Source organism: Streptomyces sp. NPDC101393, from assembly GCF_044767385.1.
Taxonomy (GTDB): Bacteria; Actinomycetota; Actinomycetes; order Streptomycetales; family Streptomycetaceae; genus Streptomyces.
Genome location: NZ_JBIWNU010000006.1, coordinates 511,800 through 533,835, shown reverse-complemented (window position 1 = coordinate 533,835; position 22,036 = coordinate 511,800). Strand labels below are relative to the sequence as shown.

Below are 22,036 nucleotides of genomic sequence, written 5' to 3'. Positions count from 1 at the left end.
TCAGTGTGCGCCGCTCACCGCTCGGCGACCGGCGGAAATCGGACGCGGCGATCGGGGGTCCGCCGCCCCCGGCCGCCGCCGCCCGTCATCCCATCCGCGCGGTCTCAACCGTCACCCCCGCGGCCCCCTTTTCCGCTCCATCATGTGACGGCCCAGTGCCTGCTTCTGCTTCCAGTCCCGCCGGATCTCGGCCCGCAGCCGGGCGTCCGTCTTCGCGACGATGCGCTGGTTCTCCCGTTGCAGCTTGCGGTAGCTGTCGAGCCGTCGCTGCGGCAACTCGCCCTCCTGGACGGCCTCTTGGACCGCGCAGCCGGGCTCCGCGTCATGCGCGCAGTCCTGGAAGCGGCACTCCTCGGCCAGCCCTTCGACGTCCGAGAACGTCCGGGACAGCCCGGCCTGGGCGTCCCACATCCCGACGCCGCGCAGCCCGGGGGTGTCGATCAGCACCCCGCCCGACGGCAGCACCAACAGGTCCCGGGTGGTCGTGGTGTGCCGCCCCTTGCCGTCCTGGTCGCGGATGGCCTGCACGTCCTGGACGCGGGCGCCGACCAGGGCGTTGGCGAGCGTCGACTTCCCGGCTCCGGAGCGCCCCAGCAGGACGGACGTCGCGCCCGCGAGCGCCGCGGACAGCGCCTCCACCCCCTCCCTGGTCGTCGCGCTGACGGCCAGCACCCGTACACCGGGAGCCGCGGACCGGGCGTCCGCGACGAGATGCGCCAGCCCCGCCGGGTCCCCCGCCAGGTCCGCCTTGGTCAGCACCACCAGGGGCTGGGCCCCGCTCTCCCAGGCGAGCGAGACGAACCGTTCGATGCGTCCCAGATCGAGCGCCTCGGCCAGCGAGACCGCGATCACCGCGTGGTCGACGTTGGCCGCGAGGATCTGCCCGTCGGACCGTTTCGACGACGTCGACCGTACGAACGCGGTGCGCCGGGGCAGCAACGCCCGCACCACACCGTCGAGATGGTCGCCCGCCCGGCCGTTCGCACAGTCGATCACGGCCCAGTCGCCCGTGCACGGAACCCGCATCGGATCGCTGGTCGCGACCAGCGCGGTGTCCGCGAGCACCGTCCGTACACCGCCGCCCGCGAGGACCGCGTCCCCGCCATCGGCGGCGTCGGGCACCACGGCGTCCACCCGTCCGCGGTCCACCCGGACGATTCGGCCGGGCACGAACCCCTGCCCGGCAAAGGGGGTGAAGCTCTCCGCGAACCCCTCGTCCCACCCGTAGGCCGAGAGCGAGGACGGGTCCGAGGACGAAGAAGGAGAAGCAAGAGGGAAATTCAAGGGAAACCCTTCACAAGGCGGCCCCGGCAGCGCGCGCTTCAGCGCACACGAGAGATGTCCCGGAGATCCGAAGTCCTCAGGGACCGGATTCTCGACGATTCAGCCGGAGACCGCAGAGGCGAAACTGACGATCTTCTGGATGCGGGCAGCGCCCACCGCAATGACAGTCATCAGTACTCACCTCCGGTTTTCTCCACGGCCACCCTCACGACAGCCACAGGCCGTCGTCCGGAACGCACTCAACCTAGACCGACCCGTACGGCCGCGCCACTCCTTTTTCCGGCGGGCCCCGGCGGGGGTCCCGGCTCCCGCTGTGCTGTGGCGTGGCAGCTCGGTGGGGCCCTGGCTAAGCTCGTCGAGGGGGCCGATGCCTGATGTGTACGGCTGGCTATGGAGGCTCGATCATGCAGCTGCCCGAACCACGCGATGTGGCCCCGCGCCTCGCCACCGGCGCGTTCATCCTCAACTCCGGCCTGGGGAAGTGGAAGGCGGACGAGGCGACGGCCGAGATGCTGCACGGCATGGCCTGTACGGCGTACCCGTTTCTGCGGCACATCGAGGCGGAGCGGTTCACCCGGTTGCTGGCCTTGACGGAGATCACCGTCGGCGCTTCGCTGCTGTCGCCCTTCGTGCCGACCCGGCTGGCCGGACTCGCGCTGACCGGGTTCTCCGGCGGACTGGTCGGCCTCTATCTGCGGGTTCCCGGGATGCGGGAATCCGGGAGTCTGCGGCCGACGCAGGACGGCGTCCCGTTGGCCAAGGACACCTGGATGCTCGGCATCGGGCTGGGTTTTCTGGCGTCGAAGGCGCGCTGGCGGCAGGCGGCCCCGCACCGGCACCGCCGGTGCCGGTGCTGCCGCTGACGGCACGTCGGCGTGGCCGCAGCCGGTCGGAGGCCGCCCTCCTCGGCGGGCGGTCGCTGAACGCCGGGCGCGGTTCCTGTCCGGTCGGTGGCGCGGTTCCTGTCCGGTCGGTTCAGTCGTCAGCACCGTGGACGGCTGACCGGCGGTATGTGACGGCGCGGACCACCGCCGCACAGCCGGCGCCCGCGGCGCCCGCGAGGGCCAGAACGAACAGGGCCCTCAGGTCGTCCTGCCGCAGGCCCAGGTCCGACATCCGGTGCACCACGAAACCGTCGAGGAACAGCCAGCCGACGAGGATGACACCGGGCACCTGCACGGGGCGGGCGAGCGCGGACACCCATGCGGTGAGCAGCGTGAAGGCGGCCAGCGCGAACAGCGGATGCGCCCGTCCGCCCGTCACCACCAACGCGGTCACCAGCAGCGCCGCCCCGGCAGCCGCGATCGGCAGCGCCAGGTCCTGGGTGAGGGATCTCGCGGGTGGTGCCCGGTGCCAGGCGTGTGCGGCGGGCGCCGCCACGCCGCGCAGGGCCGGGGGGCGGGACACCTGTGCCGGGCGGGGAAGAGTGGTGGCCATGGCGGACGCCTCCTTTGCGGACCCTTGCTTCCAGACTGCCGCCGAGGACGGGCCGCGGACCCTGCCCGGCGGCAGCCTTGATGCTTCACATATGGCCCGTGGAGGCTTTCTGACGACTCCCTGACACCCGGGCTCTTGCGACGGAGTCCGACCGGGATCCGGCCGGGAATCGGCCGGGAATCGGCCGGGTGAGGTCCGCTTCCGGCGCTCCCGCTCAGGCCTCCTGGACCAGGCCGATCACATTGCCGTCGGCGTCCCGCACGCTGGCGATCAGCTTGCCGCCACCGACGTCCTCGACATCCTGCAGGGACTGTGCGCCCGCGACGAGCAGGGTCTGCACGCTGTCCCTGATGTCGTCGACGTGCCAGTAGGCGACCGGGCCCGTCATCCCCTTGCTGTGTCCGTTCGGGTCGAGACCGACCTCCTGGCCGCCCGCCCGGAAGCCGACGTAGTACGGCTCGTCGGTCGCCGGCTGCACCCCCAGCAGCACGCTGAACAGGGCTCTGGCCTGGTCGAGGTCCGTGACGGGATAGATGATCGTCTTCATGCCTTCGGTCATGACGTACTCCTCGTGGGTGCTCGTGCGGCACGTGTCGGCGCACGCCCACCAGTAGCCGTCGGGCGGGTCCGGCACCGCCATGACACGCCGCAGCAGGTGAATGTGGACCGAACGCGAGGGGCGCCGGGGGCCGCGGGCCGCGCGGTCCGGGCCCGGGACGGCCGCAGCTGCGGGGACGTCGGCCGGCGCAGTGGCACGCCCGGCGGGTGCGTGGCGTCAGCGGCGGATCGCGGCGCCGGACGCGGTCCGCAGGGCCAGCTCCGCCAGCGCCTCGGGTGCGCCGGCCTGTCCGCGGATGCCGGGGAAGGCGTTGATGTCGACGATGAGCGGGGCACCGTCACCGGCGTCGAGCACGTCCACGCCGTAGACACTGAGGCAGAAGGCCTCGCCGGCCCCCAGCACCAGGTCGGCCCACCCCGTCGGCAGGTCACGGAGGTCGAGGGGGCGGGTCGGGCCGCGTCCTTCGGGAGCCAGTTCGGAGCGGCGCAGTGCCGCGAAGATCCTGCCCTCGATGACCCACAGCTTGTGGTCCCAGCCGCTGTTCTCGGTGAACTCCTGTACCACCACCGGCTCTTGGGGCCACTCTGCGGCCAGTTTCCGCAGCCGGCCGGCGCTGTCGACGCGGGCGACGAGGTCGTGGCGCCGGCTGTACCGGCTCTTGACGACCAGAGGGAAAGCGGGCTCCCCCTCTCCTGCGCGTTCGGCGAGTTCGGTGAGGGTCGCCATGGTCCTGGTCGCGGCGAACGGAAGCCCCGCACGGGACGCCAGCGCGGCCATGGCGGTCCGGTCCTGGCACAGCGTCGTCGCCGCCGCGGAGTTGAGCACCGGGGCGCCGCGCTCTTCGAGCCGGGCGGCGAGCGCCAGGCCCCGGGGGGTGTGCGACTTGAGGAGATAGACGTCGGCGAGCGGACCGGAACCGTCGTGCCCGGCGGGCGGCACACCACTGCCGGGAACGGCACCGGGGGCCCGGTCGGGGTCGATGAACTCGACGTGGTGACGGGGGGCCAGCAGCCCGGCGGCCGCGGCCAGCAGGGGGTGATCGGGGGCCGCGGTGATCAGGCAGATCCTCACCCGGCGCCGCCGACGGTGACGGCGGGGCGGCCGGGGGCGAAGGCGGGCCCGAGCGCGGCGGTGGCGGGGTCCGGCAGCGCTCCGGACCCGTGGCGCGCCAGTTGCAGCACGGCGTCCGCCACCCGCGCCACCGCGTCCGGGACCTGACGGAAGCTCGGGAAGTCGTTGATGTCGACGACCACCGGGCCGTCCGGGCCGAGCACGATGTCGGCGCCGTAGAGGTCGAGGCCGAAGACCGTGCCGATCTCGGCGGTGATCCGGGCGATGTCGGCGGACAGCGGGACCCGGCGTTCGATGACGTCCCGGCCGGGGTGCAGCAGCGAGCGGCGCTCCGTTGCGTACAGCTCGCCGCGGACGCTGTACACCTTGAGGTCCGTACCGGAGTTGGGGATGTACGGCTGGGCGATGAGCATGCCCTCGCCGGCCGGTTCCGTGCCCGCGACGAGCAGTTCCTGCGGGTGGGCGACCAGCCGGACGGCGCGGCCCGAACTGCCGTCGGCGGGCTTGACCACGAGGGGGAAGTCCGACTCGGGTATCGCGGCGAACTCCTCGCACCGGGCCGCCGCGTAGGTGACCGGCACCGGCAGCCCGTGGCTGCGGGCGATGACCGCCGCGAGCGCCTTGTCCCGTACGCCCCGGATGGCACGGGCGTCGTTCACCGTGGTCAGCCCGACCGACGCGGCGGCTTCCAGCAGGGTCAGCCCCGGTCCGCCGGAAACGGTCTTGAGGACCCAGGCGTCATGGCTGCCGGCCTGTATCGCCTCGGATATCCGGATCAGTGACCGTCCGGGCCGGACCACGTCCACCTGGTGCCCCCAGGAGGTGAGTTGGCGGATCACCTCCAGCGGCATGCCGTCGTGCCGGTACTGCTCCTCCACCAGGAAGCAGAGTTTCATCGGTGCACCCTCGTATCGCCGGACGTCCGCCGTCCCGTCCGGCAGATCCATTTCGCCCCAAGGATCCCATGCCCGCCGCGGCGGCCCGGGGCGGCCCCGGGGACCGGACCGGCGTGTGTACCACGCGAGTAGACACTGTCTACTCACCTTTGGTAGACAGTGACCATGAGCGAACAGGACAGCGGACTGCGGTCCCGGTTGGTCGAGGTCGGCGTCGAGATGGTGGCCCGCGAGGGAGCGCAGTCCCTCTCGTTGCGGGAGATCGCCCGCCGGGCCGGGGTCTCGCACGGCGCTCCGCGCCGTCACTTCCCCACCCACGTGGAGCTGTTGTCCGCCATCGCGCGGCAGGGATTCGCCGACCTGACCGCCGAGGTCACCGAAACCCTCACGAGAGGCCCGGCTGATCCCCGTGCGCAGATCCGGGCGCTGGGCCGCGCCTATCTCGATTTCGCGCTGACCCGCCGCGGCATGTTCGAGCTGATGTTCCGCCACGACCTGCTCAGGAGCGACCGTCTCGGGCTGCGCGCGACGAGCCTGCCGCTCTTCGGCACGCTCGTCGACCTGGTCACCCGGGCCCGGCCGCACTCCGAAGCGGCGCCCGCCGCCGTCGCCGGCGCGCTGTGGGCCAATCTGCACGGCATCGCCCAGCTGTGGGAGTGGGGCAGCCTGCAACTGGCGGCCGGGACCGACGACGTCGAGCCGCTGCTGGCCGCCGCGCTCGATGCGCACCTCGGGCCCGAGACCCGGTGAACGCCCACCACCACCGGCGGTGCACACTCGCCGGCAGCGTCATCGGCGCCGTGATCGTCGCCCTGGACGGCACGGTGCTGACCGTCGCGCAGCCCAGCATCCAACGCGACCTGCACGCCTCGTTCGCACAGGTCCAGTGGGCCGGCACCGGATACCTCATCGCGGTGGCGTCGCTCCTCGTCCTCGCCGGCCGCCTCGGTGACCGGTACGGGCATCAACGGCTCTTCGCCCTCGGGATGCTGGGCTTCGGCGCCACCTCGGCAGGTATCGGCCTGGCGCCCGGCATCGGCTGGGTGATCGGACTGCGCGTCGCCCAGGGCGTCTTCGGCGCCCTGCTGCAGCCGGCGACCCTCGGGATGCTGCGCGCCGCGTACCCGCCCGACCGGCTCCCGATGCCCCTCGCGCTGCGTACCAGTGCCATCGGTATGGCGGCCGCGGCCGGCCCGGTCGTCGGCGGGGCGCTCACCACCCACCTGGGGTGGCGGTCCGTCTTCTTCCTCAACGTCGTCCCCGCGCTGCTGACCGGCGTGGCGGCCCTCCTCCTGCGGGCACCCGCGGTGGCCGCCGCGGGAAAGGCCTCCGGGACACGGCTGGACCTGCCCGGCGCCTGCCTGTTCGCGGTGGCATCGGCGGCCCTCGTGCACACCCTCGTCGGGATACCGGAGGCCGGCTGGACGACCGCGACCGCACTGGGACTTGCCACCGCGGCGGCCGCGGGCGGCTGGTTCGTCCGGCACATGCGGCGCTCCGCGAGCCCCTTGGTGCCGCCGAGCGTGCTGCGCTCGGCGCCCGTGGCGTCGGCTCTCGGCGTCCTGCTGTCGGCCTCGGCGTCGCTGTTCGGAACGCTCTTCATCGGCACCTACTTCCTGCAGGACGTCCTCGCGCTGGACGCCTTGCAAAGCGGTCTGCGGGTACTGCCGTTGGCCGTGATGATGGTCCTGTCCGCGCCGGCCGGCGCGATTCTGCAGCGCCGGTACGGAACCCGTCGTACCGCCCTGGCCGGGATGTCCCTCCTGGCCCTCGGCATCCTGCTGTTCTCCCGGCTCGGCCCGGAGTCCACCGCCGCGGCGGTCGGCGGCTGCTTTCTCGCGATGGGCGCCGGTTTCGGCACGGTGATGGTCACCGCGACGGCCGTCATCGTCCAGGGCGTTCCGGCGGAGCATTCAGGGGTGGCCGGCGGACTCCAGCAGACCGCGATGAACATCGGTCCGGCTGTCGGCGTCGCCGTGGCGACGATGCTGATGACCGCCGCCACCGGCCCCGCCGGCGCCTCCCGCTCGGCGATGCACGCCACCCTCCTGCCCCTCACGGCGGTGGCTCTCGTCGGGGCGTTGCTGTCGCTCCCCCTGCCGGGGCGCGCCCACGACCGCCGCCCCCGCGTGCGCCGCCGGATTTCCGGAGTACGCCGGCTGCGGCCCACTCCCGACGGGCGGACCGAAGAGCCGTGATCGGGGCTGCGGACCGGCTTCGGATTCCGGCCGGGCACCGCGCGGGACCGGGGAGAGGCCGTCCGGGCGCGCTCGCCTAGAGGATCTCGTGCGCCGTACGCCGGTGGGTGGAGCGCCGGTCGTCGATGGCGGGCCAGAGGTCGCCGTAGATGTTCCGGGTGATGGCGGGCTCCCGTACGAAGTCGTGCGGGAAACCCAGCGGTACGGCGCTGACGTCGTTGAGGCGTGCGACGGCGTCCGCGTCGAGGATGACGTCGACGCTCGCGAGATTGTCGGCGAGCTGGCTCTCCTTGGTGGCCCCGATGATCGGGATGACGGTACCGGGCCGGGTCCGCAGCCAGGCCAGGGCGACCTGCGCCGGCGTCCAGCCGCCCTGGTCGGCGATGTCCAGCACGGCGGTGATGATCGGGTCCTCATGGCGGCCGGAGGTGGTGTCGGCGCCCAAGGCGTGCAGCCGGCCCGTTTCGCCGCGGCGGTATTTCCCGGTGAGTTTTCCGGCCGCGAGCGGGGCCCAGGCCAGCACCGCGAGGTCGAAGGCGCGTGCCTGCGGCAGCAGTTCGCGCTCCGGTGTCCGCTCCAGCAGGTTGTAGCGCAGCTGCGAGCCGGCGAAGGGGGTGTGGCCGCGGAGTTCGGCGAGGGTGTTCGCCTGGGCGATCTCCCAGGCGGGCCAGTCGGACACCCCGACGTAGAGCACCTTTCCGGCGCGCACGAGGTCGTCGAGGGCCCGCATGACCTCGTCGACGGGCGTGAAGTTGTCCCGGGCGTGCACCCACAGGATGTCGAGGTGGCCGGTGCGCAGGCGGCTCAGGCTCTCCTCGACCGAACGGACCATGTTCTTGCGGTGGTTGCCTGCCGCGTTCACCTCGCCGTCGCGGGTGGCGCAGGTGTATTTGCTCGCGAGGACGAAGGTGTCCCGGCGGCCTTCGAGGAGTTCGCCGAGGATGGTTTCCGCGCTGCCGCCGGTGTAGTTGTTCGCCGTGTCGATGAAGTTGCCGCCGGCGTCCGCGTAGGCGTCCAGGATCCGTCGGCTGGTCTCCTTGGCCACGCCCCAGCCCCAGTCCTCGCCGAACGTCATGGTGCCGAGGCTCAGCTCGCTCACCCGCAGTCCGGTCCTGCCGAAGAGTGTGTATCGCACGGAGTTCCCCTGGTTGACGGTGGGATGAGTGGCCGGTGGTCGCTGGTTCGGTGGGTCCGCGTGCGCGGTGCGCGAGCGGACGTCTCGGACGGTAGGTGCTGGAGTGCGCTCGAAGGCAAGCCGGGAGGGGCAGGGGGCCTCCTGCACGGCACCTTCGCGGCGCACTCGCGGGATCCCCCTTCCAACACCGCGCCCTCCAGGTCCCGTTGAGGCCAGGACCAGGAGGGCGGAGGGAGACGTATCAGCTCAGCACACGACCTGACGGGCAATCAATTACCCATCCTGACGGCTCATCGAAGTGCGAGCCACACTGCCGTGTCCGTCGGCAGCCGGCCGTCCGTGAGTGGCCCGCTCGCCAGCAGCACCGCGTCATGCGGCGGCAGCGGGTACGGCTCGTCCGACAGGTTCACGGCGCAGAGGAAGCCGGGCTCCCGGGTGAAGGCGAGGACTCCGGCGGGGGCATCGACCCAGCTCAGAGTGGCGTCACCCGAGGCGCCTCCCCCGAGCGCCGGATGGTGCCTGCGCAGGCGCAGCGCACTCCGGTAGAGCTCCAGCACGGACGCGTCGTCACCGGTCTGGGCTGCGACGCTGTGCTCCTTCCAGGACGCCGGCTGCGGCAGCCACGGTGCGGCCGTGGCGTCCTGCGGGCTGAATCCGAACGGAGCGGCGCCACCCGCCCACGGAATCGGCACCCGGCAGCCGTCCCGCCCGCGCTCGGTGTGCCCGGACCGCTCCCAGGTGGGGTCCTGGAGCACGTCCTCGGGCAGGTCCTCCACCTCCGGCAGGCCGAGTTCCTCCCCCTGGTAGATGTACGCACCGCCGGGGAGGGCGAGCGTGAGCAGGGCGGCCGCGCGAGCCCGCCGCAGGCCGAGTGCGAGGTCCACCGGGCCCTCGGGGTGCCACGTCTCGTTGTGCCGCCACTCCTTCTGCACGGCGCGGCCGAAGCGGCTGGCGTGCCGGACGACGTCGTGGTTGGAGAGCACCCAGGTCGCCGGGGCGTCCACGGCTCCCAGGGTGGCCCGGGTGTGGTCGATGACGTGCCGCAACCGCCCGGCGTCCCAGGCCGACATCAGATAGTCGAAGTTGAAGGCGGTGTGCAGGCCGTCCCGCCGTACGTACGCCGCCAGCCGTTCCGGGGTCTCCGCCCAGGCCTCGGCCACGAACATCCGGTCCCCGGGGAACTCGTCGGCGACCCGCCGCCACGCGCGGTAGATGTCGTGCACTTCGTCCCGGTCCCAGTGCGGGTGCCCCGCTCCGCGCTCCGGTGCCGGCGCCGACGGGGCGGGCCCGAGATCCGGCAGGTCGGGGTGCTTGATCAGCCCGTGCGCCACATCGATCCGGAACCCGTCCACGCCACGGCTGAACCAGAACCGCAGCACCGACTCGAACTCCGCCCGCACTTCGGGGTGTTCCCAGTTGAGGTCGGGCTGCTGGGGCGCGAACAGATGCAGGTACCACTGCCCGTCGGCCACCCGGGTCCAGGCCGGGCCGCCGAAGCAGGACGTCCAGTCGTTGGGCGGTTCGTCGCCCCGCGGGCCGCGCCCGGCGCGGAAGACGTAGCGTGCCCGCTCGGGGCTGTCCGGTTCCGCGGCGAGGGCGGCCCGGAACCACGCGTGCCGGTCCGAGGTGTGGTTGGGCACGATGTCCGGGATGACGCGGATCCCGTGCCGGTGGGCCTCGTCGATGAGTTCCTCGGCCTCGGCCAGGGTGCCGAACACCGGCTCGATCCCACGATAGTCCGCCACGTCGTAGCCGTGGTCGGCCATCGGCGACGGATACCAGGGGTTGATCCAGATCGCGTCGATGCCGAGCTCCGCGAGATAGGGGAGCCGGGAGCGGATACCGGCGATGTCGCCGACTCCGTCGCCGTTGGCGTCGGCGAAGCTGCGGATGTAGACCTGGTAGATGACGGCGCTGCGCCACCACGGTGCTGCGGTGCGGGTCATGGCGTTCCGTACTCCTCGGGTAGGTCGGGCGGGCCCGGTTCACCGGGCGGACCGTTCAGGTCGGGGCAGGTCAGGTCCGGGCAGGTCAGGTCGGCTTCCGCGGCCGGTCACTTCGCGGCGTCTGCCGGGAGCCCGGCGACGATGCGCCGCTGGAAGATCGGCACCACGATCACCAGCGGGAGGGTGACCAGGACCCCGCGGCCATCTGGCTGCCGAAGGGGGTTACGGAACGCCGCACCGCGCGTGCAGCCGTCCGCCATCGCCGTCTGTTCGAGCTCCCTCGGCAGCTGCCGGAAGAAGGTGATGGGGTTCCAGCGCGCGAGCGGGAGCGCGAAGGACAGGCTGGGCACGATCATGGCCTGGTAGGTGTGGAGCCAGCCGATGTCGGTGAACACCTTCAGCAGGGGCACCACGATCGACACCACCGGGAACATCGACGTGGTGATGATCAGCGTCAGCACCACCCGCTCGAAGCGGAAGTGCAGCCGCGCCATCGCGCAGGCGGTGAAGGTCGCCAGGACGAGCGCGAGCACGGTGGTGACCCCGGCGACGATCAGGCGGTTCAGCAGCGCGCGGCCGACACCCGGCGACGGGTCGAAGACCGCGGGGTAGTTCTCGAAGGACAGCGGGGACGGCAGCGGCGAGACATCGAAGATGCCGGAGGTGCGCCGGAGGCTGGAGACCAGCATCCAGCAGAACGGCGCGAGACAGTGGACGACGACTGCGGCAACTCCCGCGCACAGCAGTCCTTTTCGCCAGTTCGGCGCGCTCATGCCGGCACCTCCGTACGGCGCCGCGGCAGCCAGGTCCGGCGCCGGGGCCTTCCTCCGGTGCCGCCGTCACCGACGATGTCGGCGCCCAGCAGCCGGACGAAGGCCGGCGCGATGAGGAGCGCGCCATCTTAGCGGAACGCCGATGCGCTGCTGGTGATCTCCTTCGACCTGACCGCGCAGGAGAGCGCCCGCCTCGACGACCTCCAGGTGCCGGTGTGTACGTCAGCCGGCGCGCCCCGGACCGGCCCAGCGTCCACGTCGATGACGCGGAGGCGGTGGGCCGGCTGCCCGGCCTGCGGCAGTGCCCCACGGCGGTGTTCGCCGAGATCGACCAGATCGCGAGGGAGGCGATCCGGACGCTGCGCCGGGGCGGTATCGAGGTGCCCGAGCGGATGTCCGTGCTCGGCTTCGATGACCACGAGATGGCCGAGGGGATGGATCTGTCGACCGTCGCCCAGTCCCCCGCGGACTTCGGCCGGACCGCGGGCGAGCTGACCCGTTCGCTCATCGACGACCCGGACGCGGAGCGGGCACCGCGCATCGAGATGCCCACCCACCTCATCCGCGCGGCAGCACCGCACCATTGCGCGCGCAGGAGGACGACGCCGAGGACGAGCGGCCGGCCGCCCCGTGGGCCGGGCCGGCCGCGCTCCCTCGGCGCGGTCCCCGCTGCCGACGACGCGGCTTCACCGGCACACCCTGCCGCGCCGCACCCCGGACACCCCTCCTTACCGACGGGTACGCACGGGCGCATCCGCTATGGCCGGTAAGCCCGTTGACGCCTCAACAATGTGGTTTGGGCGCGACTCGCCCTCGCGCTACCCGCGTCCACCTCGGACCTTCGACTCGAAGGGCAACTGGCGATTCGTACCTCTGGACCATCTGTTAATCTGCCCGCTCCTGGATGTTCCTCCATCTCCCCTCTCCCCCCAAGCGCCCCCTGCTCGTCGGGTGCAGCGAGGTGTCCCGCACGTGTACAGCACTCCGTTTTCCCCGGCCGAGGCCCGATCCGCGCGGGCCCGGGTCGGCCTGACCACGGCTCAGGTCGCCCAGTCCATGACGGCGTGCGGGGCCCCGGCTCAGCCGGGTCTGGTCGAGGCGTGGGAGTACGGCTCCCACGTCCCGTCCGAGCAGCAGCTCTTCGTGCTGGCCGACGTCCTGTGGTGCTCGCCGACCGTGCTGATGGGCGTCGAGCCGCGGACGCTGGCGGAGCACCGGGTGGCCCGGCAGATGAGCACGGACCGGCTGGCGCAGCTGATCGGCATGGACCCGGACCTGTACCGGGCGGCGGAGGCGGCACAGCAGTGGAGCGGCGACTACCGGCAGACCAAGATGCTGGTGGAGGCGCTGGGGCTGTCGCTGCGGAAGCTGATCGGCGTGATGGGGCAGGTCGACGAGCTGGACGGCCTGCTGCGGTCGGCCATCGAGGGGCGCTGGAAGGCGCACGTCAAGCCGGTCACGGAGATCACCACGCTCAACAAGACCCGGGTGGGCGACGCGCTGCGCACCATGCACGCCGAATTCGCGGAGTTCTCCGAGCGGTACATGGGGCACCTGGTGGCGCGGAACAACGACAACCGGCTCAAGGAGGTCGCGGCCGAGCGCTCCGCGTATCTGCGCCGGCTGGTCGACCACTTCTGGGACCTGATCGGTGAGGCGGGCGAGGTCCCGCCGTTCAACACCGTGGGCCGCTGAGAGCGTTCCGGGAACGGCGACGGGCGGGGAGCGCCCGGCACGCGGACCCTCCCCGCCCGTGACCGGCGGTGTGCGGCTGCTCAGTGGTTGGCGGCGCCCATGTGCGGATCGTGCGGGCCCTGCGCGTCGGACCCGTCGCCGTGCTCGACCTCGTCCCAGTCGATCTCCATCGCCTTGCGGCGGGTGAAGACGTTGAAGAAGAGGTTCAGCAGGATCGCGGTCAGACCGCCCAGGGTGATCCCGCTGTTGAGGACCGCGCGGACGTCCTCCGGCATCCGGTCGAAGAACGGCGCGACGGCGGTGGGCAGCAGCGCGGCGCCGAGGCTGACCGCGAGGATCAGCGCATTGCGCTCCTCGCGCAGATCGGCCTTGCCGAGGATCTGGATGCCGACGGCGGCGACCATGCCGAACATCGAGATCGCCGCACCGCCGAGCACCGGGTGCGGGATCGCGGCGACCAGGCTGCCCGCCTTCGGCAGCAGCCCCAGAATGATCATGAAGCCACCGGCCGCGACCACCACGAAGCGGCTCATGACCTTGGACATCCGCACCAGGCCGATGTTCTCCGCGAAGGCCACGTACGGGAAGGAGTTCAGCACTCCGCCGAGAACGGTGGCCACACCGTCCGCGCGCAGCGCCCGTGCGACGGTGTCGTTGTCGACCTTCTTCCGGGTCACCTCACCGATGGCATAGACGTCACCGGTGGTCTCCACCATGGTGATCAACATGACCACGACCATGGCGATGATCGGGAACAGCTCGAACTTCGGCAGGCCGTAGTGGAAGGGCGAGCTGACGCCGAACCAGTCGGCCTCGCCGACCGCGCCGAGATGCACATCGCCGAGCAGCCAGGCGACACCGGTGCCGGCGACCAGCCCGAGGAGCACGGCCAGACTGCTCAGATACGGCTTTCCCAGACGGACCACGAGCAGGATGAACAGCAGAGTGCCGAGCGCGTACGCGAGGTTCTTGGGGTCGCCGTATTCGGGCTTCCCGATCAACTGCGCACCGCCGGCCGCGTCCTGCAATGCCTGCGGTATCAGCGTGAGGCCGATGATGGTGAGGATCGTGCCGATGACGACCGGCGGGAAGTACTTCACCAGCTTGCTGAAGAAAGGCGCGAACAGGAAGGTCGCGATACCCGCGGTGATCACCGCGCCGTAGACGACCAGCAGGCCCGCCGTGCCGCCGCCCGCGCCCAGGCCGATGGCGATCATCGGCGAGACGGCGGTGAAGGTGACGCCCTGGACCAGCGGCAGCCGGGCACCGATCTTCCAGACGCCGAGGGCCTGGATGATCGAGGCGACACCGCAGGTCAGCAGGTCCGCGTTGATGAGGTAGACGAGCTCCTCGTGGGAGAGACCCAGGGCATTTCCGAGGAGGATCGGGACGATGACCGCTGCCGCGTAGAAGGCAAGGACATGCTGGAAGCCGTAGAGCGCGAGCTTGCCGACGGGAAGTACCTCGTCGACAGGGTGCGCCCGCTGGCCGGGGAACTGCTGGGGGGATTGTCGGACGACTCGTGCCATCTCTGCCTTGCCTTCACGAGGTAGGTGAATAAGAGGGAATCCGGCACTGCCATACCCCCGAAGGGCAGGGCGGGGCCGGCTGGGTCATACAAAGCCGACGGTGAGCGGTGTTGCCGACACCACGTAGCCCTGCACTGCATATTCGCCCTGGATCGGCAGGACATCCTTCAATCAGCGAAGCAAAGTCCGGCATTTCCAGGGAATTTGCAGGTGTGGGGGCCGATCGGAGCGCTCACCTTAGTTGACAGCCCTCGTTCCTCGCGAGTAGCCCGCGGTCACAGTCTGCCCTCGGGAGGACAAAGCGGGAGATCAGGACGGAGAACAGATGGGAGCGCATCCGGCAGTCCCAGCGATTCATCGGAATTCCTGCGGATTAGGGTGGATCATGCCCTGAATTACCGTTTTCTGGGTATGCGCGAGAGGAACTCGGCGGGCCGAACCCGGCGGGCGGCGGGCTTATTGCCGGCGCCTTTTCGCGGGCCTTCCGGGCCGCATGCGAACAGGCGCGGCCCGGACCGCCGCCGTAAAATCCAGGTATGGCTCAGCGGCCGGACTCTCCCACCGCGCCTGAACTCGTCGTCGAGGCGGACGGCGGCACCCAGGTGATGAGTCCGCACCGGACGTACCACGTGGGGCGCGACCCGACGAGCGAGGTGGTCCTCAGTGACGCCCGGGTCTCCTGGCATCACGCGGTGCTGCGGACGACCGGCGGGCACTGGATGGTGGAGGACGAGGACAGCACCAACGGCACCTACGCCGAAGGCCGCCGGGTACGGCGCTCCGGGGTGGGGCCGGGCAGCGTGATCCGGTTCGGCAGTCCGGCCGACGGGCCCTGTGCGGTGCTCACCGGCGTGCCCCGGCCGAAGCTGCCGGCCGCCGGACGGCCGTCCGCCGTCTCCTTTCCGGGCGCCACCCACACCTTCCGCAGCCCGAGTTCGGTGCGCCCGCTGCCCGCCGCCCGGACCACCCGGATCGGGCGCGCGCCCGACAACGACCTGGTGATCGACGACCTGGCGGTCTCGCGCCGGCACGCGGAGCTGCGGGCCGGCCCGGACGGCTATGCGATCGTCGACCTCGGCAGTCACAACGGCACCTATCTCAACGGCCAGCCGGTGGCCGGCGCACCGGTCATGCCCGGCGACATCATCGGCATCGGCCACTCCGCCTTCGCGCTCGTCGGCGAGGAGCTCCAGGAGTTCGTCGACACCGGCGAGGTGTCACTCGACGTCCAGGATCTGACCGTACGCGTCGACAGGGGCCGCAGGACGCTGCTCGCCGGGGTGTCCTTCCCCGTCGGCGAGAAGTCGCTGCTGGCGGTGGTCGGACCGTCCGGCGCCGGAAAGTCGACGCTGCTCAACGCGCTGACGGGGCTGCGCCCGGCCGACCAGGGCTCGGTGCTCTACGACGGCCGTGACCTCTACCGCGACTACGCCGAGCTGCGCCAGCGCATCGGACTCGTACCGCAGGACGACATCCTGCACTCCCAGCTGACCGTACGCCGGGCCCTCGGCTACGCCGCGCAGCTGCGCTTCCCCGAGGACACCGCGAAGGCCGAGCGGCAGGCACGGGTCGACGAGGTCACCCACGAACTCGGCCTGGACCAGCGGGTGAACCAGCCGATCCACTCGCTCTCCGGCGGCCAGCGCAAGCGCGTGAGCGTCGCTCTCGAACTGCTCACCAAGCCGTCGCTGCTCTTCCTCGACGAGCCGACCTCCGGGCTCGACCCGGGCATGGACCGCTCGGTGATGCACATGCTGCGCGGGCTGGCCGACGACGGCCGCACGGTCATCGTCGTCACCCACAGCGTGCTGAGCCTGGACGTCTGCGACCGGCTGCTGGTCCTCGCGCCCGGCGGCCGCATCGCGTACTACGGCCCGCCCGAGGAGGCGCTGCCCTACTTCGGGTTCGCTCAGTGGCCGGAGGCGTTCGAGGCCTTCGAGAACGACAAGGAACGGAACTGGGCGGAGCAGTTCCTCGGCTCACCGCAGCACCGGCGCTACATCGCCGCGGACTCCCGGCAGCCGCGGCACGCCCCGCAGTCCCCGCGGGGTTCGGTGGCCCCGCCCGCGGCACAGAGCTGGGGCGGGCAGCTGAGCACGCTGGTGCGGCGCTACGCGGCGGCGCTGACCGCCGACCGGACGTTCCTGATCATCATGGTCGCGCTGCCCTTCGTGATGGGCGCGATGGCCCACGCCCTGGCGGGCAGCGCACTCACCCGGGACTCGGCGCTCAACGCGCTGCTGATCCTGTGCGTCGGCGCGGTGCTGACGGGCGCGGCGAACGCGGTGCGCGAACTGGTCAAGGAACGGACGATCTACCAGCGGGAGAGAGCCGTCGGCCTGTCCCGCTCGGCGTATCTGATGTCCAAGGTGCTGGTGCTGGGCGTGATCACCGTCGTCCAGGCCGTCGTGCTGACCATGGTGGCGCTGTTCGGCGTGCATCTGAACGCACCGGGCGGCAAAGGGGTGTTGCTGCCACCGCTGATCGAAATCACCCTTGCCGTGGCGCTGTTGGCCTTCACCGCCATGATGCTCGGCCTCTTCGTGTCCGCCGTGGTGCGGAAGGAGGAGGTCACCATGCCGCTGCTGGTCCTCCTCGCGATCGTCCAGGTCGTGTTCTGCGGGGCGCTGCTCGCGCTGCGAGGGGTGCCCGGTCTGGAGCAGTTGGCGTGGCTGGTGCCCTCCCGGTGGGCGCTGGGTGCCATGGCGGGCACCATCGACCTGCACCGGATCGTGCCGCAGGGGCTGACCTCCGACCCGCTGTTCCAGCACACACCGGGGATCTGGCTGCTCAACACGGTCATGCTGCTCGTGCTCTCGGCGGCGCTCGGCTTCCTGGTCACCAAGCTGCTGAGGCGGCGCGAACCCGAGATCATGCGCAAGTAGCGCCGAGGAGCCGCCTGTGACCTCGCCCGACTTCCGCCCCAGTCATGTCGTCCCGTCGGGCGGCATGGCGACCTGGTCCGCCCCGGACGCCGCGGTGCCGTTGGCGCCGCTCGACCCGCTGCTGCCCGTCCGGGTCGTCGACCGGCGGGGCGACTGGGCGCTGGCGCTGTGCTCCAACGGCTGGTCGGCGTGGGTGGACGGGCGGCTGCTGCTGTCCGTCCCGCACGGCCCGCCTGCCGCCGGTCGCCCCGCCGCCGGGACAGCGGACCCGCGGCCGCTGCTGGGCGCGGTCGAGGGCGAACTCGGCCGCTACCGCCGGATGATCGAGGAGCTGGCCGCCGGACGGCTGGACGGCGAGTCGTTCGGGCAGCGGACCCGGGGCATGCGGGTGGGGGTGGTCGTGGACGGCGAGGCGGTCTGGCTGTACGACGCGCGGCACGAGCGGTGGTGCTACTGCGACGGGTTCACCCTGGAGACGTACGCGGTGGCGAGCGGCCCGTCGGCGGCACCGGAACCGTCCGCCTCTCCGGAGCCCTCCGCCACCCCGGAGTCCTCCGCTCCTCCCGGCGGCCCGGACCCCGCCGGGACCCGGGCCATCCGGCCGGACGACCCTCCCCCGGGCCGGCCGACCCGCACGGGTGACGTCCGGTGAACGAACGGCCCGCGCTCGGCCGCCCGAGGGAGCTCTCGACCGCCTCCGACGCCTCGGGGCTGCGCGGGCGGCGGATCGCCGGCTACCTGCTGGAGGACGAGATCGGCCGGGGCGGGATGGCGGTCGTCTACCGGGCGCAGGACCTGCGGCTCGGCCGTACCGTCGCGGTGAAGCTGCTGGCGCCCGAGCTGGCCCGCAACGACACCTTCCGTCGGCGCTTCGCGCACGAGTCGCGGGTGGCGGCCTCGATCGACCATCCGCACATCGTGCCGGTCTTCGAGGCCGGTGAGACCGACGGGGTGCTCTACCTCGCCATGCGCTACGTCGAGGGGCGCGACCTGCGGGCGCTGCTGGACCGCGAGGGCCGGCTGCCGCTGGAGACCGCCTGCCGGATCGCCCTCCAGGTCGCCTCCGCCCTGGACGCCGCCCATGCGCACGACCTCGTGCACCGCGACGTCAAACCGGGCAACGTGCTGGTGGCCGAGGGCACCGACAGCGACCGGCCCGAGCATGTCTATCTGACGGACTTCGGCCTGACGAAGAAGTCGCTGTCGCTGAGCGGGTTCACCAGCGCCGGGCAGTTCGTCGGCACCCTGGACTACGTCGCACCCGAGCAGATCTCCGGCCGCCCGGTGGACGGCCGGTGCGATGTCTACAGCCTGGGCTGCGTCGCCTTCGAGATGCTGACGGGGGCGCCGCCGTTCCGCCGCGACGACGACATGGCGCTGCTCCGGGCCCATCAGTACGATCCCGCGCCGCCCCTGACCGGCCTGCGGCCCGACCTCCCACCGGCCGTCGACACCGTGCTGGCCGCGTCCCTGGCGAAGGCGCCCGGCGACCGTTACGACACCTGCCGCGGGTTCATCGCGGCCCTGCGTACGGCCGGCCGGACCGCTCCTCCCGCGGTGTCCGCCGGCCCCGAGGACCACGCCCCGACCCGGGTGGACGCACGCGCCGAGCCGGACGGGCCGCGCGGCGCGGCTCCCCCGCCGCCACCGCGCTGGGCGGCGCCGGTGTTCCCCGGCCGGGCGGGCCGGGCCGGCGGGTCGGGCTGAACTCCGTTCAGCGGGGCGGGACTTCGCCCGAGTCCCGCACCTCGCCCGGGTGGCGTACCCGGCGCGCCGCCAGGCTGCCGAGGAAGCCGGTGACCAGGCCCCAGGCGGCGCCCGCGCCCACCAGGCGCGGGAGTTCGGGCCGCAGGAAGACCTCGCCGCCCGGTCCGCCGAGATCCCCCACACCGATCAGGGAGAGCCCGTAGTGGGCGGAGATCCGGGTGAGCAGTCCGACGACGAGCAGGGTGAGCGCCAGTGCCGCGGCCATCTCCAGCGCGTGCCGCCAGGCCGGCAGCCGGGCCGGTGAGCGCACCGCGGCGGTGAACGCCGCGGTCCACAGCACCACGGCCGCCACCGCCACCAGCAGCCAGGCGCGGCCGTCGTACTGGGCGACCGAGCCGAGGTCCAGGGTCCGTTCGCCGCCACGGGTGCGCAGCACCTGGTCCAGGACGTGCGGCATGGGCAGCCCGATCGTCTTGTCGACGTGCCCGGTCCAGGCGCCGCCGGTGCCGATGCCCAGCGCCATCCAGGCCAGGTTCGGCAGCCCCAGGAAGATCACCGCGAGGGTCTCGGCGCGGTGCCCTTTGGTGAGGAGCACGACGATCGCGGCGATCAGCCCGATCACCGCGTAGGCGAGCAGGGTCGCGAGCATCGCGAAGGCGGGCGGGCGCACGGCGTGCTGGAAGCGCAGCAGCCGGGAGGACAGCGGGGCCCGGCGCGACACCAGGAAGGTCAGGGCGAGGACGGCGAGCACCCAGAGCAGACCGAGGCCGAGCGTCGCCGGGACATCGGCGCGGAAGCCGACGGTGGGCGTCGCGCCGAGCTCCCGTCCGAGCCCGTCGGCGATGCCGTTGCCCACCGAGATCGGGAAGCTGTGCCGGGCGGCGAACGCCGGCAGCAGCAGAAGCACCAGCCAGCACACGGCCGTTCGGGCGACGCGGCCGAGCAGCTCGCGGGTGGTGGCCACCGCACGGTGGCGCAGCGGGAGCAGGAAGACGGCGGCGGTGACGAGGGCGCCCGCCAGGGTCACGGACAACGGGACGGCGTCCGCGGCGGCGTCGGCCTCGACGAGGGCCCCGGCGCCGCCGGACAGCTCGACGGACCCGCCGGCCGCGATGACGACGACAGCGGCGACGACCGGGGGGAACGCCCCGCCGGGGAGGTCCGCGGCGCCGGCCGCCCAGAGCCCGAGCAGCGCGACGACGAGCATGGTGACGAGCCCCGCGGCGGCCGCGGCGAGGGCTTCGGCCCAGGCGCGGAGGGGCTGCGGGGAGCCGCCGGCGGGTGGCGCTGCACGGGGGCCGGCTGACGCGGGGCCTCGCCTTTGGCGCACGCTGTCTCCTGCCGGGCGCGGGACCACACGGTCGCGGTCCACCTGGATGCGGCCGGGCGCCCCTCACCTGCGGGGCTCCCTCCGCTGACCACCGTAAGCACGGGCGCGCGGCCCCGCTTGCGGGCCGTACCGGCCCCGGGCACACAATGACGTCGGCAGGGTCGAACCAGGGCGAAACGCGCAGTGCCGGAGGGCCCATGTGCGCCGGAAGAGGAACCCGTGACATCTCAGCCGCCGCCTGACGGCCAACCGACGGGACCGCCGGCGGGACCGCTCTCCGGCCCGCCCTCGGGGCGCCCGTCCGACACCTCCCCCGAACCGACGCAGGGGAGCTCCGGTCCGCGGCCGGCCTCACCCGATCAGCCCGCTCCGGCCGGCCCTCCTGACACGCCGGAAGGACCCGGCGGCTCCGGCGGCTCCGGCGGCTCCGGCGGAGGGGGTTTTGGAGCGGGTGGTTCCGGAAGAGGGGGCGGCGGGTCCGGCAACGGCTCCGGCGGCGGCAGGCCCTGGTGGCGGTCCGCTCCCCGGGTCGCGCTCGTCTCCGCCGTCGTCGTCGCGGCGGTGCTCGTCACCGTCTTCCTCACCCGGCCCGACGGGACGTCCGGCGCGGGCGAGGTGTTCCTCCAGCGGGCCGCCTCGAAGGGCAAGGCCCCCTTCACCCGGTCGACGGCCGAGGACTCCTCGGCGCCCGCCTCGCCGAGCGCGGCCCCCGTGACACCCTCCGGCGATTCCGGCGATTCCGACGGCACGACGAGCGTGCGGGGATCGGCGCCCGGCCTGTACGGCGGCAGCCGCTCGGTCCCCAGCTGCGATGTCGACAAGCAGATCGGCTTCCTGCGCGGCGCACCCGCGAAGGCCACGGCATTCGCCGGTGTCGAGGGCATCGAACCGGGCGCGGTGCCCTCCTATCTGCGGTCGCTGACGGCCGTGCAGCTGCGCTGGGACACCCGGGTCACCAACCACGGCTTCGCGCACGGCAGGGCCACCGGCTACCAGGCGGTGCTGCAGGCCGGCACCGCGGTACTCGTGGACTCGCGCGGCGTGCCGCGGGTGCGCTGCGCCTGCGGGAACCCGCTGCTGCCGCCGGTGGCCGTCAAGGGAACGCCGAAGACGGTCGGCGAGCCCTGGCCCGGATACCGCTCGTCGCACGTGGTGGTGGTGCGGGAGTCGGCCACCGTGGTCCCTGTCTTCGTCCTCGTCGACCCGGACTCGGGGCAGTGGTTCACGCGCCCCCGGGGGGACAACGGCAGCACCGACGCCCCGACGACGACGCCAACGGGCAACCCCTCCGGGGCTCCGACGGGCCCGCCCGCGCCGTCGGCCGAAGGCCCCGCCGCCCCGCCGACCTCGGCGCCCACCGGCCCGTCCGCCCCGCCCGACGGACCGACGCCCGGCGGCCCCGGCACCCCGGACACCCCGGCCCCCGGCCCGACGACCGAGGCCCCGGCGCCCGATACCCCCGAGCAGCCCCCGGCGACCTGACGGGCCACCGCGTGCGGAGCGCCCGGTTCCGGCAACTGCCGGTACCGGGCGCCCCGCCGTGCCCGGCCCCCTCCCCGCCGTGCCGATATCGAATCGTGTCCTGATTCAC

At 72.6% G+C, this 22,036-nt stretch carries 19 protein-coding genes; 9 read left to right on the top strand and 10 right to left on the bottom strand.

The genetic code is table 11. From position 1 onward, the window contains the following. Window positions 1–111: 111 nt before the first annotated feature. On the bottom strand, window positions 112–1,284 hold the full coding sequence (gene rsgA / locus ACIRQ7_RS22045; RefSeq protein WP_404264538.1) for a ribosome small subunit-dependent GTPase A: 1,173 nt from the start codon (window positions 1,282–1,284) through the stop codon (window positions 112–114). A 401-nt stretch (window positions 1,285–1,685) separates the two neighbouring features. Here rsgA and ACIRQ7_RS22040 point away from each other — a divergent pair, with 401 nt between their 5' ends. Then, a complete protein-coding gene (locus tag ACIRQ7_RS22040; protein WP_404264588.1) occupies window positions 1,686–2,147 on the top strand; it encodes a hypothetical protein in 462 nt (153 codons plus the stop codon). Window positions 2,148–2,259: 112 nt separating this feature from the next. On the opposite strand, the gene ACIRQ7_RS22035 is transcribed toward ACIRQ7_RS22040, so the two are convergent. The 4 genes from ACIRQ7_RS22035 to ACIRQ7_RS22020 form a co-directional block, all read right to left on the bottom strand. Continuing rightward, complete coding sequence (locus ACIRQ7_RS22035; protein ID WP_404264537.1) at window positions 2,260–2,721, bottom strand: DUF4118 domain-containing protein; 462 nt, start codon at window positions 2,719–2,721, stop codon at window positions 2,260–2,262. A 214-nt stretch (window positions 2,722–2,935) separates the two neighbouring features. Further along, window positions 2,936–3,280: a VOC family protein gene (locus ACIRQ7_RS22030; RefSeq protein WP_404264536.1), complete on the bottom strand. Its 345-nt coding sequence runs from the start codon at window positions 3,278–3,280 to the stop codon at window positions 2,936–2,938. 216 nt (window positions 3,281–3,496) lie between these two features. Next, the gene (locus ACIRQ7_RS22025; RefSeq protein WP_404264535.1) at window positions 3,497–4,351 is read right to left on the bottom strand and encodes a RimK family alpha-L-glutamate ligase; all 855 of its coding nucleotides are present in this window, start codon (window positions 4,349–4,351) and stop codon (window positions 3,497–3,499) included. Further along, entirely contained in the window at window positions 4,348–5,247 is a 900-nt protein-coding gene (locus ACIRQ7_RS22020; RefSeq protein WP_404264534.1) for a RimK family alpha-L-glutamate ligase, read from the bottom strand. Before ACIRQ7_RS22020 ends, ACIRQ7_RS22025 begins: the two co-directional genes overlap by 4 nt. A 165-nt stretch (window positions 5,248–5,412) precedes the next feature. Between ACIRQ7_RS22020 and ACIRQ7_RS22015 the strand changes: the two genes are divergently transcribed. Both ACIRQ7_RS22015 and ACIRQ7_RS22010 read left to right on the top strand, forming a co-directional pair. Then, window positions 5,413–5,997 carry a TetR/AcrR family transcriptional regulator gene (locus ACIRQ7_RS22015; RefSeq protein WP_404264533.1) on the top strand — a complete coding sequence of 195 codons (585 nt, stop codon included), beginning with the start codon at window positions 5,413–5,415 and terminating at the stop codon, window positions 5,995–5,997. Beyond that, window positions 5,994–7,445: an MFS transporter gene (locus ACIRQ7_RS22010; protein ID WP_404264532.1), complete on the top strand. Its 1,452-nt coding sequence runs from the start codon at window positions 5,994–5,996 to the stop codon at window positions 7,443–7,445. The genes ACIRQ7_RS22015 and ACIRQ7_RS22010 overlap by 4 nt, the downstream gene beginning before the upstream one ends. A gap of 76 nt (window positions 7,446–7,521) precedes the next feature. On the opposite strand, the gene ACIRQ7_RS22005 is transcribed toward ACIRQ7_RS22010, so the two are convergent. The 3 genes from ACIRQ7_RS22005 to ACIRQ7_RS21995 form a co-directional block, all read right to left on the bottom strand. Continuing rightward, on the bottom strand, window positions 7,522–8,580 hold the full coding sequence (locus ACIRQ7_RS22005) for an aldo/keto reductase (protein ID WP_404264531.1): 1,059 nt from the start codon (window positions 8,578–8,580) through the stop codon (window positions 7,522–7,524). Between the two features lie 290 nt (window positions 8,581–8,870). Next, window positions 8,871–10,526 (bottom strand): glycoside hydrolase family 13 protein, encoded by a 1,656-nt coding sequence (locus ACIRQ7_RS22000; protein WP_404264530.1) that lies wholly within the window; start codon window positions 10,524–10,526, stop codon window positions 8,871–8,873. A gap of 107 nt (window positions 10,527–10,633) precedes the next feature. Beyond that, the gene (locus ACIRQ7_RS21995) at window positions 10,634–11,299 is read right to left on the bottom strand and encodes a carbohydrate ABC transporter permease (RefSeq protein WP_404264529.1); all 666 of its coding nucleotides are present in this window, start codon (window positions 11,297–11,299) and stop codon (window positions 10,634–10,636) included. 215 nt (window positions 11,300–11,514) lie between these two features. Here ACIRQ7_RS21995 and ACIRQ7_RS21990 point away from each other — a divergent pair, with 215 nt between their 5' ends. Then, window positions 11,515–12,069 (top strand): substrate-binding domain-containing protein, encoded by a 555-nt coding sequence (locus tag ACIRQ7_RS21990; RefSeq protein WP_404264528.1) that lies wholly within the window; start codon window positions 11,515–11,517, stop codon window positions 12,067–12,069. A gap of 202 nt (window positions 12,070–12,271) precedes the next feature. Continuing rightward, window positions 12,272–12,994, top strand: a complete 723-nt coding sequence (locus ACIRQ7_RS21985; protein WP_404264527.1) for a transcriptional regulator — start codon at window positions 12,272–12,274, stop codon at window positions 12,992–12,994. Between the two features lie 80 nt (window positions 12,995–13,074). Here the strand turns inward: ACIRQ7_RS21985 and ACIRQ7_RS21980 are convergent, their stop codons facing one another. Beyond that, on the bottom strand, window positions 13,075–14,523 hold the full coding sequence (locus ACIRQ7_RS21980) for a nucleobase:cation symporter-2 family protein (RefSeq protein WP_404264526.1): 1,449 nt from the start codon (window positions 14,521–14,523) through the stop codon (window positions 13,075–13,077). Window positions 14,524–15,059: 536 nt separating this feature from the next. Between ACIRQ7_RS21980 and ACIRQ7_RS21975 the strand changes: the two genes are divergently transcribed. From ACIRQ7_RS21975 to ACIRQ7_RS21965, 3 genes are read left to right on the top strand one after another with little or no spacing between them, the layout of a single operon-like run. After that, a complete protein-coding gene (locus tag ACIRQ7_RS21975; RefSeq protein ID WP_404264525.1) occupies window positions 15,060–17,408 on the top strand; it encodes an FHA domain-containing protein in 2,349 nt (782 codons plus the stop codon). Between the two features lie 16 nt (window positions 17,409–17,424). Next, the gene (locus ACIRQ7_RS21970; RefSeq protein ID WP_404264524.1) at window positions 17,425–18,060 is read left to right on the top strand and encodes a hypothetical protein; all 636 of its coding nucleotides are present in this window, start codon (window positions 17,425–17,427) and stop codon (window positions 18,058–18,060) included. Next, window positions 18,057–19,115, top strand: a complete 1,059-nt coding sequence (locus tag ACIRQ7_RS21965; RefSeq protein WP_404264523.1) for a serine/threonine-protein kinase — start codon at window positions 18,057–18,059, stop codon at window positions 19,113–19,115. Before ACIRQ7_RS21970 ends, ACIRQ7_RS21965 begins: the two co-directional genes overlap by 4 nt. A gap of 7 nt (window positions 19,116–19,122) precedes the next feature. Here ACIRQ7_RS21965 and ACIRQ7_RS21960 read toward each other — a convergent pair whose 3' ends face one another. Then, entirely contained in the window at window positions 19,123–20,445 is a 1,323-nt protein-coding gene (locus ACIRQ7_RS21960; RefSeq protein ID WP_404264522.1) for a streptophobe family protein, read from the bottom strand. Between the two features lie 561 nt (window positions 20,446–21,006). On the opposite strand from ACIRQ7_RS21960, the gene ACIRQ7_RS21955 reads away from it, so the two are divergent. After that, window positions 21,007–21,927, top strand: coding sequence for a DUF6777 domain-containing protein (locus ACIRQ7_RS21955; RefSeq protein WP_404264521.1), 921 nt, complete (start codon window positions 21,007–21,009; stop codon window positions 21,925–21,927). Window positions 21,928–22,036: the final 109 nt, after the last annotated feature.